Genomic DNA, 14,938 nt, shown 5'->3' on the forward strand with positions numbered 1-14,938 from the left:
TTCAGAGGCTCTTGCCCGTCGGACGTGAAGTCCGCCGTGCATCCTGAATCCGGCTTTCCGATTTCACTAAGCGTATTCACAGCCGCCCTATGCGCCCCCGGGGAGATACAAAAGAACCCGGCCGCCCGGGGAGACACAAAGACGCTCCCGGACGCAGACATCCGGCCGTCCGTTGAGCCGGGACTCCCACAGGCCGCCCTTACGACTGCCCGCTCCTACTTTACTACAACCTGATATTCGAGTTTCAAGCACCATGTCTAGGAAGCCACAGATCATGCCGGAAAACTACGCAAGAAGGCAAAAACCTCGCCCTAATCTAACCCAGTCCAACCTGAACATGGAACCCAGCATGCTGTAACAAAGGGAGGAGAGGAACGGGGCGGGGCCTTGGGGGCAGGGGGCGGATTCCGCGGGGGAAAATCGCTTGAGGCCGGGCCTTAGAACAGGTTACGCAGATGACGGGAGAACCTCGCAGTTACCTGTTCTTAGGCCCGGCCGAAGCGATTTCCCCCCGCGGAATCCGCCCCCTGCCCCCAAGGCCCCGCCCCGTTCCTCTCCTCCCGCCCCCTTCAGCAAATCCGAAAATTGTCGATTGGCTTCCCTAATAGGAGTGTGCTATAATCAGAAATAGAAAGTGAGGTGCCTTATGGAGTTTACGCATTTGCACGTCCATACGGAGTATAGTCTGCTGGACGGTTCGAATAAGATAAAAGAGTATGTGGCCCGGGTGAAGGAACTGGGGATGGACAGCGCGGCGATCACGGACCATGGGGCGATGTATGGAGTGATCGATTTTTACCGGGCGGCACGGGAAGCCGGGATTAAGCCGATTCTGGGATGCGAGGTATATGTGGCTCCGAATTCCAGGTTTGATAAGGAGACTACCGGCGGGGAAGACCGGTATTATCATCTTGTCCTGCTGGCGGAGAATAACCAGGGATACAGTAATCTGATGAAGATTGTTTCCAAGGGGTATGTGGAAGGTTTCTATTACAGGCCCCGGGTGGATATGGAGGTGCTGCGGGAATACCACGAGGGGATTATCGCGCTGAGCGCGTGCCTGGCCGGCGAGGTGCAGCGGTATATTCAGAAAGGCCTGTATGAGGAAGCGAAGAAGACCGCTTTAAAATATGAAGATACCTTTGGCAAAGGGAACTTTTTCCTGGAACTTCAGGATCATGGGATTCCGGCTCAGAAGACGGTGAATCAGCAGCTAGTCCGGATGAGCCAGGAACTGGGAATAGAACTGGTCGCTACCAATGATGTGCATTATACCTACGCGGAGGATGAAAAGCCTCACGATATATTGTTGTGCATCCAGACCGCTAAGAAGCTGGCGGATGAGGACAGAATGCGCTACGAGGGCGGACAGTATTATGTCAAATCTGTGGAGGAGATGGAGGCGCTATTCCCCTATGCCAAACAGGCGCTTCTGAATACCCATAAGATCGCAGAGCGCTGTAATGTGGAGATCGAGTTCGGGGTTACGAAGCTGCCGAAATACGATGTGCCGGAAGGGTATACCTCGTGGGAGTACCTGAATAAGCTGTGTTTCGACGGCTTTGCCAGGAGATACCCCGACGATGACGGGACCCTGAAAAAGAGGCTGGAATATGAGCTGGATACGATTAAAACCATGGGGTATGTAGATTATTTCCTGATCGTGTGGGATTTTATCAATTATGCGAAAAAAAATGACATTATGGTGGGGCCGGGGCGCGGCAGCGCGGCCGGCAGTATCGTCTCCTATTGCCTGGAGATTACGAATATTGATCCGATCCGCTATAATCTTCTGTTCGAGCGGTTTCTGAATCCGGAACGGGTATCCATGCCGGATATAGATATTGACTTCTGTTTTGAACGAAGGCAGGAGGTTATCGATTATGTGACCAGGAAATACGGGAAGGACCGGGTGGTGCAGATCGTTACGTTCGGTACCATGGCGGCCCGGGGCGTGATCCGGGACGTGGGCCGGGTCATGGACCTGCCCTATGCCCTGTGTGATACCATAGCGAAGGCGATCCCCATGGAACTTGGGATTACGATTGATAAGGCGCTGAAGACGAACCCGGAGCTTCGCAAGATGTATCAGGAGGACGACCAGGTGCGAAACCTGATTGACATGTCTAAGAGGCTTGAGGGCCTGCCCCGCCATACCTCCATGCATGCGGCCGGAGTGGTAATCAGCCAGAAATCGGTGGATGAGTATGTACCGCTGTCCCGGGCGGCGGACGGTTCCATTACCACGCAGTTTACGATGACGACGCTGGAGGAGTTAGGGCTTCTGAAGATGGATTTCCTGGGCCTCAGGACCCTGACGGTGATCCAGAACGCAGTGAAGATGGTGGAAAAAGGCCGGCATCTTCAGCTGGATATGGAAAAAATAGATTACAATGATCCCGATGTGCTGGCCTCTCTGGGGACCGGCAAGACGGACGGGGTGTTCCAGTTGGAAAGCGGCGGGATGAAGAGCTTCATGAAAGAGCTTAAGCCCAGGAGCCTGGAGGACATTATCGCCGGTATATCGCTGTACCGGCCCGGGCCTATGGATTTTATCCCTCTCTATATTAAAGGAAAGAATTCGCCTGAGAGCATTACCTATGACTGCCCGGAGCTGGAATCCATTCTGGAGCCCACCTACGGCTGTATCGTCTACCAGGAGCAGGTTATGCAGATCGTGCAGAAGCTGGCCGGTTATACGCTGGGGCGAAGCGACCTGGTGCGCCGGGCCATGTCCAAGAAAAAAGTGGCGGTCATGGAGAAGGAGCGCAAGAACTTTGTCTACGGAAATGAGGAAGAAGGGGTTCCCGGCTGTATCAACCGGGGGATCCAGGAGAAGACGGCGAATAAAATATTTGACGATATGATCGATTTTGCCAAATACGCGTTTAATAAGTCCCACGCGGCTGCTTATGCGGTGGTGGCCTACCAGACCGCGTATCTGAAATATTATTATCCGGTGGAATTCATGGCCGCACTGATGACGTCCGTCATCGATAATCCGGGAAAGGTATCGGAATATATCCTGACCTGCCGCCAGATGAATATCCAGATTCTGCCGCCGGACGTGAATGAGGGCGAGACGCATTTCTCTGTTTCAAACGGAAAGATCCGCTATGCGCTGTCCGCAATCAAAAATGTGGGCCGGCCGATCATTGACGCGCTGGTGGAAGAACGGGAACAGAATGGCACCTTCGCGAACCTGAAAGATTTTCTGACCAGAATGGCCGAAAAGGACATGAACAAAAGAGTAATTGAAAATCTGATCAAGGCAGGCGCGCTGGACAGCTTAGGCGGCACCAGAAAGCAGTTTATGATGATCTACGTGCAGGTGTTGGACAGTGTCAATCAGGAGCGGAAGTATTCCATGACCGGCCAGATGTCCCTGTTTGATCTGGTGGAGGAGGAAGATAAAGAGGCGTTTGAGATTCAACTTCCGGATGTGGGTGAATATTCCAAGGAAATGAAGCTGGGATTTGAGAAGGAAGTGCTGGGCGTGTATATTAGCGGCCATCCTTTGGAAGAATATGAGGAGAAGTGGAGAAAGAACATTACCCAGGTTACGACGGATTTTATGCCCGATGAGGAATCCGGCGCGGCGAAGGTGAGGGATGGGGCGAAAGCGATTATCGGCGGTATGATTACCGGTAAAACCGTAAAGCCTACCAGGACCAATACCATGATGGCTTTTATCCAGATCGAGGATCTGGTGGGCACAGTGGAGGTTATTATCTTTCCCAGGGATTATGAAAAATATAGCTCATTACTCATAGAGGACAGCAAAGTCTTCGTCTTGGGACGTATTTCCGCGGAGGAGGAAAAAGCCAGTAAGCTGATCTGCGAGAAGATTATTCCCTTTGACACCATACCCAGAGAGCTTTGGGTGAAATATCCCGATCTGGACGCCTTCCGCGCGGGGGAACAGGACCTGTATGATACGCTGCGGGATTCCGACGGACAGGACCGGGTGGTGATCTACGTGGAGAACCCCAAAGCGGTAAAACGGCTGCCTCCGGCCAGGAATATCAGGATCAATCCGGATCTCCTGAGCAGTTTAACTACAAAATATGGAGAAAATAACATTAAAGTTGTTGAAATGAGTATTGAAAATAAAAAAGAAATCCTTTAGAATGGAAAGGAAATGTGAACAAATTAACGAAAGATAGTTCGAAATATATGGGAGGAATTCAGCATGGCAAAAGAGTTATCCTCCGGGTCCGCAATGCCCGGTATTGAAGGCAATAAGGAAATCAAAACAATCGGAGTCCTGACCAGCGGCGGCGACGCTCCCGGAATGAACGCGGCGATCCGTGCGGTTGTCAGAAGGGCAATCGACCAGGGAAAGACAGTCAAGGGCATTTTAAAAGGATATAACGGCCTGTTAAACGAAGAAATTATCGATATGGATAAAAGAAAAGTGTCCGACATTATCCAAAAGGGCGGCACCATTCTCTATACCGCGCGCTGTTCTGAGTTCCGGACTCTGGAAGGGCAGCAGAAGGGGGCAGAGGTATGCCGTAAGCACGGCATCGAGGGCCTGATCGTCATCGGCGGGGACGGTTCCTTCCAGGGAGCCCAAAAGCTGTCCGCGCTGGGGATTAATACCATCGGTGTGCCCGGAACCATCGATCTGGACATCGCATGTACGGAATACACCATCGGATTCGACACCGCGGTGAATACCGCCATGGAAGCCATCGATAAGGTGCGCGACACCTCCACGTCCCACGAGCGGTGCAGCATCATCGAGGTAATGGGCCGTAACGCAGGATATATCGCGCTGTGGTGCGGGATCGCCAACGGAGCGGAAGACATCCTGCTTCCTGAAAAATATGACTATGACGAACAGAAACTGATCAATAATATTATCCGCAACCGGAAACGGGGCAAAAAACACCACATCGTAATTAACGCCGAGGGCATCGGACATTCCGAGAGCATGGCGAAGCGGATCGAAGCGGCTACCGGAGTGGAGACCAGAGCCACCATCCTGGGCCATATGCAGCGCGGCGGCAGCCCGACCTGCAAAGACAGAATGTACGCGTCCATCATGGGAGCCTACGCCGTGGATCTTCTGTGCGCAGGCAAGACCAACCGGGTCGTTGGTTACAAAAACGGCGATTATGTGGACTTTGATATAGACGAAGCCCTGGCCATGAAAAAAGATATCCCCGCTTACCAATACGAAATCAGTAAGGCGCTGTCAAGATAATGATAACAAGTACGCATAACCAGCAAGTCAAACATGTCATGCAATTAAATAAAAAACCCCGGCTTCGGAAGGAAGAAGGGGTTTTTGTCGTAGAAGGTTTTAAGATGGTAAAGGAGGCCCCGAAGGACCGTATCGTGAAGGCCTATGTAAGCGCGTCGGCGCTTTCGGACCCGTCTGGCCGGACCCTTCTTGCGGATCTCCCCTTTGAGGAGGTGGAGGACCAGGTGTTTACGCAGATGTCCGATACACAGACGCCTCAGGGCGTCCTGGCCGTCATCAGGCGGCGGGAACCGGATCTCGAGCAGATGTTGAAGCAGCCGGATCCATTTTTATTGCTGATCGAAAACCTTCAGGATCCGGGCAATTTGGGAACCATGATCCGGACGGCGGAGGGGGCTGGCGTCACCGGGATTCTGATCAGCCGCGAAAGTGTGGATCTGTACAATCCCAAGACCATCCGTTCCACGATGGGATCGATTTACCGTGTCCCCGTCCATATCACGGACAGCCTGACCGGTCTCGTTCCCCTGCTGCATCAGCGCGGAATTCGGACCTACGCCGCCCATCTGCGGGGTACGAAGTCCTACACGGAGGCTGACTATCGGACGGGAACGGCTTTCCTGATCGGCAATGAAGGCAACGGACTGACAGAAGAGTTAGCCGATGCGGCGGATCAGTATATCCGAATTCCGATGGAGGGACAGGTAGAGTCCCTGAATGCCGCCATGGCTGCCGGAATATTGATGTATGAAGTTAAGAGGCAGAGAACGGGTAGAAATCTGTAGGAAACGGCAGGAGTGAGATGATATAAATACTTGTTTCTTCCTATATAAGATAGTCTATATAAAAGGTCAGAATCTGATTGGTGGAATAATAATTTGGTAATTTATGTCAACTAAACTTTCGGTTACCCTGATCCGGCACTTACGGGATCGAGAGTAGTAGTTTAACCACTTAAAATTGTAAATTTTTATGGTTTAAGAACCTGACAGGAATTAAAAAATATATTAAAAATAGAACATCATAAAATAGCATGTATATAGTCATGTTCACTATTTAAATATATTACATATAGGCGGTATGCTGTCAGTGCGTAAGGACTTTCCGCCAGACAAAATGATAAGGGGGGATACAAATGGCAACTGGTTTCTTATTTATAGCATTGATTATTTTTGTGATCGTTGCGCTGGGCTGCGCCGGAATAGCGATATATTTTTCAAGAAAAAAATAAAGCGGGATTATTCGCCGGAATGATTTCAGGAAAAGCTACTTTATGCCATATATTTACGGATAAATTTCATATTATGTTAACAATTAACAAAGGCCCATAATTGGGCCTTGTCCTGTCTTTCTGTATAAGTCCGTATAATAAAATTTGCGGAATATTTGTAACACATTTAGAAACCAATCATTTTAGAATCTGGATTTTTCATAATTGTAAGGAATACTGGTGCCTACTACTACGTCCTCTATCTTATCAAGAATCAGCCAATCATCCATATTTCCCTGGTGGTCAAATTCCATAGACGGTATGGCCCGGACGTCTTCAAACGAAACAAGACACAAACATTTTTTATGCCAGCGGGCCTTTTGTTTTTCAGTTAAATTCAGCATAGACTGATACTCATCCAATATTCTGGAAATCTCCTCATCAGACAATTTTACATAATTTTTGACATCCTTCACTACCGCGCAGGCGGTAATCTGTTTTGTCCCCTTCTCCATAAAATAGAGCTTTTCTCCGGGAAATACCCTGCTGTGAGGAATTTTTCTACCCGCCGCCCCACGGACTACCATTGTTTTTGTACCGGCTAAAATCTTATCCAGAACTTTTTCGCCCTTTGGGCCGGCGTTATCACAATAAACCAAGTGAACCATTTTTTGCCCTCCTTTCCACCACGATACATTCGCTGTTGATATTCCAAAATCGAATCAGTATGATTTAGCTGCAGTTCACAATATTTATATCGTACCACCAATTTAGCTGAATTTCCTCTCATTTTCTGCACGATATAGATAGTATCAAATAATTGACTTAAGAATCATATTTCCCAAAATCTTAAGAATCATCCATTTGAAAATAAATAGCGGCGGCCGGTAAGATCGCTTCTATTCGTCTTAATACCCTCAAAATCCGCAAAATTCCCGCCCGCAAAAACGTACAATCCCATCCTAAAACAATCGGCTTTTCTCTTTTCTGTTATTACCCCTCCCCCAGCCAGTGCATTGAAAAAGAACGGGCCAAACCTGCCCGTCCGGTATCCGTTTTGTGATTCAGCCGGAACTTCATTCCGACAGCTTCCCAAAACGAGCGCTCGTTTTTTGTAGATAATCACCCCTTGACAAATAAATTTAACTTTGCTATTATAAGTCCGTAATAAATTTAATAAAATTGTAACAATTGTAATAAAAACGCAATTGTTCAGGAGGACACAATGAAAGCGAAATGGACGAAAACCCTGGCTTGTGTGATGGTTTGCACATCCTGCCTTGTGGTTCCATCTATGGAAGCGCTGGCATCCGGGGGATTGGCCGGAATCCAGAGAGATCTGGTTTCGGTCAGCACATCAGATATTACGCCGAAAACTGTGGTACTACCGACAGCAACACCAGAAATCAAACCAACCGCGTCACCGGAGACAGAGAACGGTGATAAAGTTATGGCCCAGGCAGGGGTGGCCGCCGAACTTGCTCAAAGCACACCGGCTCCCCAGGACGCGCAGGTTCCCGCACCAACAGAAACGGGCGGCCCGGCGGACGGGGCTGTGACAGGAGCAGAGGATGCGCCGGCCATAGAACCGGCGGGAGAGACATCCGAATGGTCCAACCGCCTGATGGCGAAAGTGGACGAGTCGCTGAATATCCGAGCAGAGGCCAGTGAGGAATCGGAACTGGTCGGCAAATTATTCAAAGGCGGAGCAGCGGACATCCTGGAGCGGGGAGATGAATGGACGAAGATCTCGTCCGGGTCGGTGGAAGGCTATGTAAAGAATGATTACGTAGCGTTTGACGCTGAGGCGGAAGCTTTAGCGGAAGAGGAAGCAGTTACAACGGCAACGGTCAATACCGAAACCCTGAAAGTCCGTTCCGAGGCCAGCACGGAAGCATCCGTACTTGGACTTGCGGCAAACGGGCAGCAGTATACAGTTACCGGTCAGGATGATGAGTGGGTAACCGTAGAATTCGGATCAGAGCAGACCGGTTATGTGGCGAAAGAGTATGTTACCGTAGAAGTAAAGCTCGGTGAAGCGAAATCTGTAGAACAGATCGCAGAAGAGCAAAGAGCTGCGGAAGCAGAAAAAGCAAAACAAAACGGGAAAAACGTAACGCAGAAAGAAGCCGTATCCGCAAACGCAGATGAAGCGACCATACTGGCGGCGATCATACAGATGGAAGCCGGGAATGAAAGCTTCGAAGGCAAGCTCGGTGTGGCAAGCGTAGTGATGAACCGTGTGAGAAGCGGCAGATATCCGGGATCTATCAGCGGAGTCGTATACCAGAGCGGACAGTTCCCTCCGGCGCACAGCGACCGGATGCAGAGCATCATCGCCAACGGACCCAGCGGTTCCTGTATGGAAGCAGCGCAGGCAGCCATCGGCGGGGCCGATAACGTAGGAGGAGCCACCCAGTTCCGTCCCGCAAGTTCCGGAGCAGATGGAACGGTTATCGGGAATCACGTTTTTTGGTAACGCTTTGAAATATAAATAATAAAAATTGGAAACCCTATAGAAACCAACACTGGTTTTTATAGGGTTTTTTCAGTCTTAAGAAAAGCGCACGCCCTGTATCCGGGCATCTCTCAATTATGTAAAGTCTTATTTAAAAACATTGTAATTCAAAACAAATTATAGTAAGATAAGGGGAAAGGAGTGATGGACATGGACGCAATTATTTGGCTGGCATTATTTGTGGTACTTTTGGTCATCGAGATCATTACGCTGGGGCTTACTACGATATGGTTTGCGGGCGGTGCGCTGGTAGCTTTTATCGCGGCGGCGCTGGGAGCGAATCTGGGGATCCAGCTGGCCCTGTTTTTTATGGTATCACTATTCTTACTGTTTGTCACAAGGCCGATCGCGGTAAGGTATTTTAACAAGGATCGGGAGAAAACGAATGTGGATAGTCTGATCGGCGAGAAAGGCGTTGTGCTGGAGGCGATCGATAATATACACGGTTTAGGGGCTGTCTCGTTAAATGGCAAAGTATGGACGGCCAGAACCACGGATAACGCGGTCACGATAGAGAAGGATGAAATCGTTACGGTGAACGCTATTGAGGGTGTGAAGCTCATAGTAGAAAAAATAGAAAAGAAAACGGAGGAATCAACATGCCAGGAACAGGAGTAGGAGTAGGAATTTTAATTGTAGCTATTGTTATCATATTGTTGCTTGTTTTAGCATCCTGTGTAAAGATTGTGCCGCAGGCTCAGGCCAGGGTTCTGGAACGTCTGGGGGCTTATCAGGGTACTTGGGGCGTGGGCATTCACTTTAAGGTGCCGTTTATCGACCGCATCGCCAAAAAGGTGACATTGAAAGAGCAGGTTGTGGATTTTGCGCCGCAGCCGGTTATCACGAAGGATAACGTAACAATGAGAATTGACACGGTCGTATTTTTCCAGATTACGGATCCGAAGCTGTTTGCTTATGGTGTGGAGAATCCGATTATGGCGATTGAGAATCTGACCGCTACGACTCTGCGTAATATCATTGGTGATCTGGAACTGGATCAGACCCTGACTTCCAGAGAGATCATTAACGCGAAGATGAGACAGTCCCTGGATGAAGCCACAGACCCGTGGGGCATTAAGGTAAACCGTGTGGAACTCAAGAATATCATTCCGCCGGATGCGATCCGCGACGCCATGGAGAAACAGATGAAGGCGGAGCGTGAACGCCGTGAATCTATCCTTCGTGCGGAAGGTGAGAAGAAGTCCGCGATCCTGGTGGCGGAAGGCCAGAAGGAATCTGTAATCCTGCAGGCGGAGGCGGAGAAGCAGTCCGCGATCCTGCGGGCGGAAGCGAAGAAGGAAGCCACCATCCGCGAAGCGGAAGGCCAGGCGACTGCGATCCAGAAGGTACAGCAGGCCAATGCCGATGGTATCCGCTTTATCAAGGAAGCCGGAGCGGATCAGGCGGTTCTTCAGATCAAGAGCCTGGAAGCATTTGCCAAAGCTGCAGATGGAAAAGCCACAAAGATTATCATTCCGTCCGAGATTCAGGGAATTGCAGGGCTGGTAAAATCGATTACCGAGGTTGCCGGTGACAAAATACCGGAATAAAAACGTAAGCTTAAGGGGTGTTCCGAAATTTGCAGCCGCATATTTTGGGACGCCCCTGTTTTAGATTCTGCAAAGGTCTGTATAGTTGCGCGTAAAGGAGGCGGCATCATGGTACCGGTGATAGATCTGACGAAAGAGTATGGTATCGTACTGGAGGGCGGCGGAGCCAGAGGGGCTTATCAGGTGGGAGCCTGGCGGGCGTTGGCCGAGGCCGGGGTGAAGATCAGCGCGGTGGCGGGAACCTCGGTGGGGGCGTTAAACGGAGCCCTGATCTGTATGGGGGATATCGATAAGGCGGAGCATCTGTGGAGGGAGGTCTCTTATTCCCAGGTTATGGATGTGGACGATGTGTTGATGTCGCAAATATTTATGGGGACCGCGGATCCCATAGAGACCATGAAGGAAATGATGCGTCTGCTGAAGGACGGCGGCGCGGACATCACGCCTCTTCGCAAACTGATCGAAGAAAATGTGGACGAGGAATATATTCGAAAAAGCCCGGTAGCGTTCTATCTGCTTACTTTTTCCATCTCAGAGTTAAAGGAACTGGACCTGGGGATCGATGAGATCCCGCCGGGTATGTTAAACGACCTGCTCATTGCCAGCGCATATCTGCCGGTGTTCAAGACGGAGCGGCTCCACGGGAAGGTGTATATGGACGGAGGCATGTTTAACAATGTACCGCTCCCGTCGCTGGTCAACCGGGATTATAAGGATATTATCATGATCCGGATCTTCGGCCCGGGCAGAGAGAAGAAGGTGAAGATCCCGGAAGACACAACGGTTTACAGCATTGAACCCCGGGTTCATCTGGGGAACATCCTGGATTTCGACCACCGCAAGAGCGTCCGGAATATGAAAATAGGGTATTATGACGCGAAACGGCTGCTCTATGGCCTGAAAGGAATGATTTACTATATTGAACAAACACAGGAAGAGTGTTATTATTTAAAGCAATTGGTGAATTTGAAGCCGGAGACGCTGTACTTTGTATCGGAGGCTTACAAACTGGACAAGGACCCGGCGCTGCTTCACAGGAATTTATTTGAAGTGATACTGCCGGTGGTCGCATCGGAGTTAAAGCTTGCGAAGAACTGGACCTATGACGAGCTCTATCTCACGATGATGGAGGCCACGGCCAAGCTGTTCCGCATTCAAAAATATAAAATATATACCGATACGGAGCTTCTGGAGTTGATTCGCAGCAGAGCCGGGAAATTAGACACACTAGAAGAAATTCCGGTATTCGTCTATCTGATACTGGACATACCGGGGGAAGAATAGGAAGGAGAACACGATCATGGATTTAAAAGGAAGAAATTTTTTAACGCTGAAAGATTTTACGCCGGAGGAGATTCAATACCTGATCGACCTGGCAGCTGATTTAAAAGCGAAGAAAAAGCAGGGAGAGACGGGAGAAAGCCTGAAAGGTAAAAATATAGCGCTGCTGTTTGAAAAACCGTCCACCAGGACCAGATGCGCGTTTACGGTGGCCTGCGTGGATGAAGGAGCCCACCCGGAATATCTGGGAAAGGACGATATCCAGCTGGGACACAAGGAAAGCGTGGAAGATACGGCCCGGGTTCTGGGACGTATGTTTGACGGCATCGAATTCCGTGGATTTAAGCACGAAACCGTAGAGAAACTGGCGCAGTACAGCGGCGTGCCGGTATGGAACGGCCTGACCGATACTTATCACCCGACCCAGATCCTGGCCGACTGCCTGACGATGCAGGAGCATTTCGGTTATCTGAAGGGATTGAATTTTGCCTATCTTGGGGACGGAAGAAATAATATGGCCAACAGCCTGATGATCGGCTGCGGGAAGCTGGGCATCAACTGTAAGATCGTGGCTCCGAAGAGCTTGTGGCCGGAAAAAGAACTGGTGGAGTTATGTCAGGGCTATGCCAAAGCCGCGGGAAGCACATTGGAAGTCACCGACCAGGCGGACGCCGTTCAGGGAGCCGACGTGCTGTACACCGATGTATGGTGCTCTATGGGAGAGGAAGAGAAAGCGGCCGAGCGGGTCGGCCTGCTGAAACCCTATCAGATTAACAAAGCCATGATGGAAAAGACAGGGAAAGAGTCTACCATCTTCATGCACTGCCTGCCGGCGGTAAAAGGCAATGAGGTGACGGAGGAGGTATTCGAATCTCCCGCGTCCGTGGTATTCGATGAGGCGGAGAACCGGATGCATACCATAAAGGCAGTCATGGTGGCGACTCTGGGAGAGCGGTAACGGATGAGCGGTACAACCAGAAGCAGAGTGCTGGCGGCACTGCGGGAAACAGAAGGATATCTATCGGGCCAAGAGCTTTGTGAACGCCTTCAGATCTCACGGACAGCCGTGTGGAAGGCGGTTCAGAAACTGACCGAAGACGGATACCGGATAGAGGCTGTGCAGAATAAGGGTTACCGGCTGTTGTCCCTGCCGGAGACTCTGTCGGCGGAGGAACTGGAAAGCCGCCTGAAAACCCGTTGGCTTGGGAAAAAAGTTTACGCGTATGAAACCGTGGATTCCACCAACAACCGGGCCAAACAGCTGGCCATGGACGGGGCGCTGAACGGCTCGGTGGTGCTGGCCGAGATCCAGACGGCAGGCAAGGGAAGACGCGGCAGAAGCTGGTGCTCCCCTCCCGGCAGCGGAATCTGGATGTCTTTGATCCTGAAACCGGAATTCATGCCGGAGTGCGCGCCTATGCTGACGCTGGTCATGGCCCACAGCGTGGCTATGGGAATACGGGAGACCACAGGGTTGGAAGCGTTTATCAAGTGGCCCAACGATGTGGTAGTGAACCGGAAAAAAGTCTGCGGCATTCTGACGGAGATGAGCGCTGAGGTGGACTACATCCATCACATCGTGATTGGCTGCGGCATCAATGTCAATATCGCCGGCTTCCCGGATGAGATCGCACAGACGGCGACTTCCCTGTTGAACGAGGCTGGCAGGACATTTTCCCGGGCTGCGGTGGCGGAGCGTGTTCTGGAATGGTTTGAAAAGGATTATGAAATCTTTATAAAGGACCTGGACCTGACCGGCCTGAGGGACACATATAACGACCTGCTGGCGGGGCGAGACGGTATGGTCCGCGTACTGGATCCCAAAGGGGAATATAACGGCATATCCAGAGGCATCGATGCGCGGGGGGAACTGCTGGTGGAACAAGAGGGCAAGACGCTTCGGAAGGTGTACGCCGGGGAAGTGTCTGTCCGCGGAATCTATGGATATAGTTGAGAGCGGAAGCTGTGGAGATAGAAGGAGAGTAGTCATGGGACAACCGGAAAATGTAGTTCTGTGCGGCGCAAGCGCCTATGAGAGGAAATACTACCTCAATGAGGAATTCGAAGCGCTGCCGGACTCCATCAAAGACGAGTTAAAAATCATGTGCGTCCTGTTTACGGAAGACGTGGGCGGGATTCTGACTCTGCGTTTTACGGAGGAGGGATCTCTGGAATTCGTGGTGGACGCGGACGAAGGAGACCTGCTGTACGACGAGATCGGCAGCGCCCTCAAGATCAAAGATATACGGCGGACCAGGCAGGATCTGCTGGAATCGCTGGAACTGTTCTATAAAGTATTCTTTCTGGGACAGGGAATCGATATGGAAGTGGAGGAGTAAGGCCTATGCTGTTAGTAATCGATGTGGGAAATACAAACATCACCCTCGGCGTATTCGACGATGATGAGCTGATCGGTACGTTCCGAATGACGACCAAGCTGCCCAGGACATCCGACGAATACGGAATCTTTATCTGCAGTCTGATCGAGCACCGGAACCTGAAAGTACCGGATATCACCGACATCATCATCGCGTCCGTAGTGCCGGACATCATGTATTCCCTGACCAGCGCGATCATCAAATACTTCAAAGTAACCCCGATCGTAGTGGGCCCCGGAATCAAAACAGGCATCAAAATCGTAACGGAAAATCCAAAAGAAATCGGCGCCGACCGGATCGTGGATGCGGTGGCGGCCTATGAACTATATGGCGGTCCGGTCCTGGTCCTGGACTTCGGCACGGCCACGACCTACGACCTGATCACCGGGGACGGCGCGTTTATCGCCGGCGTCACCTCCCCCGGAATCCGGATCTCCGCAAAAGCGCTGTGGGAAGACGCGGCTAAGCTTCCGGAGATCGAGATCAAGAAACCCGAATCCATCCTGGCCAAGGAAACCATAACCAGTATGCAGGCCGGGCTGGTATACGGCCACATCGGCCAGACGGAATACATTATCCGGCACATGATCCGGGAATCGGGGCTTAACAATGTAAAAGTGGTAGCCACCGGCGGCCTGGGCAAACTGATCGCCGACAGCACCGAATGCATCGACATATACGAACCAATGCTGACCTTACAGGGATTGAGATTAATCTATGAAAAATGTAAAAACAGATAACACAGCGTTCATAGCAGGCCAAACGGAACAGGGAGGCTCTTGCGTTAAC

General features: G+C 50.8%; 13 protein-coding genes. 12 read left to right on the plus strand and 1 reads right to left on the minus strand.

Translation table 11 applies throughout. The annotated features are described in order from the left end of the window. The 4 genes from KTH89_RS11690 to KTH89_RS11705 form a co-directional block, all read left to right on the plus strand. A partial coding sequence (locus KTH89_RS11690) for a hypothetical protein (RefSeq protein ID WP_238721832.1) occupies positions 1 to 234 on the plus strand: 234 nt, incomplete at its 5' end. 412 nt (positions 235 to 646) lie between these two features. Further along, positions 647 to 4,129: a DNA polymerase III subunit alpha gene (locus tag KTH89_RS11695; protein WP_238721833.1), complete on the plus strand. Its 3,483-nt coding sequence runs from the start codon at positions 647 to 649 to the stop codon at positions 4,127 to 4,129. Positions 4,130 to 4,192: 63 nt separating this feature from the next. Continuing rightward, on the plus strand, positions 4,193 to 5,212 hold the full coding sequence (pfkA, locus tag KTH89_RS11700) for a 6-phosphofructokinase (RefSeq protein ID WP_238721834.1): 1,020 nt from the start codon (positions 4,193 to 4,195) through the stop codon (positions 5,210 to 5,212). Further along, a complete protein-coding gene (locus tag KTH89_RS11705) occupies positions 5,212 to 5,997 on the plus strand; it encodes a TrmH family RNA methyltransferase (RefSeq protein ID WP_238721835.1) in 786 nt (261 codons plus the stop codon). Before pfkA ends, KTH89_RS11705 begins: the two co-directional genes overlap by 1 nt. Before the next feature lie 628 nt (positions 5,998 to 6,625). Here KTH89_RS11705 and KTH89_RS11710 read toward each other — a convergent pair. Then, positions 6,626 to 7,090, minus strand: a complete 465-nt coding sequence (locus KTH89_RS11710) for a hypothetical protein (protein ID WP_238721836.1) — start codon at positions 7,088 to 7,090, stop codon at positions 6,626 to 6,628. Between the two features lie 557 nt (positions 7,091 to 7,647). Between KTH89_RS11710 and KTH89_RS11715 the strand changes: the two genes are divergently transcribed. The 8 genes from KTH89_RS11715 to KTH89_RS11750 all read left to right on the plus strand — a co-directional run bounded on the left by KTH89_RS11715 (position 7,648) and on the right by KTH89_RS11750 (position 14,889). Then, positions 7,648 to 8,901: an SH3 domain-containing protein gene (locus KTH89_RS11715; protein WP_158344918.1), complete on the plus strand. Its 1,254-nt coding sequence runs from the start codon at positions 7,648 to 7,650 to the stop codon at positions 8,899 to 8,901. A 189-nt stretch (positions 8,902 to 9,090) separates the two neighbouring features. After that, positions 9,091 to 9,558, plus strand: coding sequence for an NfeD family protein (locus KTH89_RS11720; RefSeq protein WP_158344921.1), 468 nt, complete (start codon positions 9,091 to 9,093; stop codon positions 9,556 to 9,558). Continuing rightward, positions 9,540 to 10,490, plus strand: a complete 951-nt coding sequence (locus KTH89_RS11725) for an SPFH domain-containing protein (RefSeq protein WP_158344923.1) — start codon at positions 9,540 to 9,542, stop codon at positions 10,488 to 10,490. The genes KTH89_RS11720 and KTH89_RS11725 overlap by 19 nt, the downstream gene beginning before the upstream one ends. Positions 10,491 to 10,598: 108 nt before the next feature. After that, entirely contained in the window at positions 10,599 to 11,774 is a 1,176-nt protein-coding gene (locus KTH89_RS11730; protein WP_238721837.1) for a patatin-like phospholipase family protein, read from the plus strand. A gap of 16 nt (positions 11,775 to 11,790) precedes the next feature. Next, positions 11,791 to 12,729: an ornithine carbamoyltransferase gene (gene argF / locus KTH89_RS11735; RefSeq protein ID WP_158344927.1), complete on the plus strand. Its 939-nt coding sequence runs from the start codon at positions 11,791 to 11,793 to the stop codon at positions 12,727 to 12,729. Positions 12,730 to 12,732: 3 nt separating this feature from the next. Beyond that, positions 12,733 to 13,725 carry a biotin--[acetyl-CoA-carboxylase] ligase gene (locus tag KTH89_RS11740; RefSeq protein WP_238721838.1) on the plus strand — a complete coding sequence of 331 codons (993 nt, stop codon included), beginning with the start codon at positions 12,733 to 12,735 and terminating at the stop codon, positions 13,723 to 13,725. 34 nt (positions 13,726 to 13,759) lie between these two features. Then, entirely contained in the window at positions 13,760 to 14,110 is a 351-nt protein-coding gene (locus KTH89_RS11745) for a DUF6145 family protein (protein WP_158344931.1), read from the plus strand. Between the two features lie 5 nt (positions 14,111 to 14,115). Beyond that, positions 14,116 to 14,889 (plus strand): type III pantothenate kinase, encoded by a 774-nt coding sequence (locus KTH89_RS11750; protein WP_158344933.1) that lies wholly within the window; start codon positions 14,116 to 14,118, stop codon positions 14,887 to 14,889. Positions 14,890 to 14,938 lie beyond the last annotated feature (49 nt).

Origin of the sequence: Diplocloster agilis, assembly GCF_019042275.1 — a bacterium.
Classification (GTDB): Bacteria; Bacillota; Clostridia; order Lachnospirales; family Lachnospiraceae; genus Diplocloster; species Diplocloster agilis.